The following is a 1,710-nucleotide window of genomic DNA, read 5'->3' on the forward strand; positions in this document are numbered from 1 at the left end:
TCACAGCCGATGGCGTGGGATCACACCCGCTTGCCCCCACCTGACCGCTACGCGGTCTGTCGCGGCGAGGGGGCGGAGTTCGAGGCTCTTCCCCCTCCGGGGGAAGACGGCCGCGAAGAAAGTGCGCCGCCGGCCTAGGCCCCGCGCGCCACGAACCAGCCGTTGCGGAAGCCCTGGTCGGCCTTGCCGTAGGTGAACGCCGCGCCGTCCGGGGCGGTGAACCGGCCACCGGCGGCGGTCAGGATGGCGTGGCCGGCGGCGGTGTCCCATTCCATGGTCGGACCGTGGCGCGGATAGATGTCGGCCGCGCCCTCGGCGATGCGCACCAGCTTGATCGAGCTGTCCATCGGGGCCCGCAGGTCGAAGCCGTATTCCGCCGCCAGTTCGGCCGCCCGCTCCTCCTTCATGGTGTGGCTGACCAGGGCCAGGGCCCGGCCTTGCGGCCACGGCCGGGCCTGGACCGCCGTCTCGGCGCCGCCGGGCGCTTCGCGCTTGAGCACGCCGTCAGCGGTCGTGAACCACACCTCGCCGGTGGCGGGGGCGCAGATCGCGCCGGCCACCGGGACGCCGTGGTCGATCAGGCCGATATTGACCGTGAAGTTGGGATCGCCGCGCACGAAGGCCTTGGTGCCGTCCACCGGATCGACCAGGAAGAACCGCGGGCCGATGGCGTCGGGCGTGCCGAACTCGCTGGCGTGCTCCTCGGAAATCGCCGGAATCTCGGGGAAGCGCTCGGCCAGCCGGGCCAGGATCAGCCGCTCGCCGGCCCGGTCGGCCTCGGTCACCGGGCTCTCGTCGGCCTTGCGGACCACGTCCAGCTCGGTGCGCCAGAACGGCAGGATGACCTGCGAGGCCGCCTCGACGATCGCCGCCAGGTCGCGGCCCATATCGGCCAGGTTCGTATCGCTCATCTAGGTCCCCCTGGGGTCGTCGCCGACGAAGACCAGGGTGACGCGCGTGGCGTCGACCGTCTGCTTGCCGGCGTCCTCGAAATTGACGGTCACGCGATGGCCGATCACCGATTGCACCTGGCCCAGGCCCCAGTCGGGCTGGTCGGGATGGCGCACGAGGACGCCGGGCTCGAGAAACGGATCCATGATCCGCCCCTGATAGGCGACCCGTCCCGCGCTCGCCAGCCCCGTTCGCCCCCCGGCGCCGTTTGCCAAACCGTCAAATCACGCCAAAGATCGCGCCATGACCGACGCTGACGCCTCCGCCCCCGTTCTTACCGCCCCCGAGCTGGACGTGAACGGCCCCGACTTCGCCGCCCTGGTGGCCGCGCGGCTCTGTCATGACTTCATCAGCCCGGCCAGCGCCATCGTCTCGGGCCTCGACCTGCTGGAAGACCCCAGCGCCCAGGACATGCGCGAAGACGCCATGAGCCTGATCTCGTCCAGCGCCCGCAAGCTGGCCGACCTCCTGCAGTTCACCAGGGTCGCCTTCGGCGCGTCGGCGTCGGCCGAGAACTTCGACTCCCGCGAACTGGAAAAGCTGGCCCAGGGCGTGTTCGCCCATGTGCGGCCGACCATGGTCTGGGACATCGCCCCGTCGGTGATGAACAAGGCCAGCGCCCGCGCCATCCTCAACATCGCCCAGCTGGCCGCCAGCGCTCTGCCGGCCGGCGGCGTGGCGACGCTGAAGGCCGTGGTCGCCGATGGCCGGGTGGCGATCACCGCCGATTCGGCGGGGCCCCCCCCCCCCCCCCCCCCC

At 71.5% G+C, this 1,710-nt stretch carries 3 protein-coding genes; 1 reads left to right on the plus strand and 2 read right to left on the minus strand.

All coding sequences use genetic code 11. The annotated features are described in order from the left end of the window. Positions 1 to 134 precede the first annotated feature (134 nt). Together cysQ and PMI01_RS22620 are read right to left on the minus strand one after the other, a co-directional pair. Positions 135 to 911, minus strand: coding sequence for a 3'(2'),5'-bisphosphate nucleotidase CysQ (gene cysQ / locus PMI01_RS22615; RefSeq protein ID WP_007674745.1), 777 nt, complete (start codon positions 909 to 911; stop codon positions 135 to 137). Continuing rightward, entirely contained in the window at positions 912 to 1,100 is a 189-nt protein-coding gene (locus tag PMI01_RS22620; RefSeq protein WP_085954905.1) for a DUF3553 domain-containing protein, read from the minus strand. It abuts the gene before it with no gap. A gap of 94 nt (positions 1,101 to 1,194) precedes the next feature. Here PMI01_RS22620 and PMI01_RS22625 point away from each other — a divergent pair. Then, positions 1,195 to 1,710: histidine phosphotransferase family protein (locus PMI01_RS22625; protein ID WP_007674757.1), on the plus strand; the 516-nt coding region annotated here is incomplete at its 3' end.

Source organism: Caulobacter sp. AP07 (assembly GCF_000281955.1).
Lineage (GTDB): Bacteria > Pseudomonadota > Alphaproteobacteria > Caulobacterales > Caulobacteraceae > Caulobacter.

Excerpts from the sequence above, each read along its gene's own strand:
- cysQ (WP_007674745.1), bottom strand. The coding sequence starts at position 911 with ATGAGCGATACGAACCTGGCCGATATGGGCCGCGACCTGGCGGCGATC.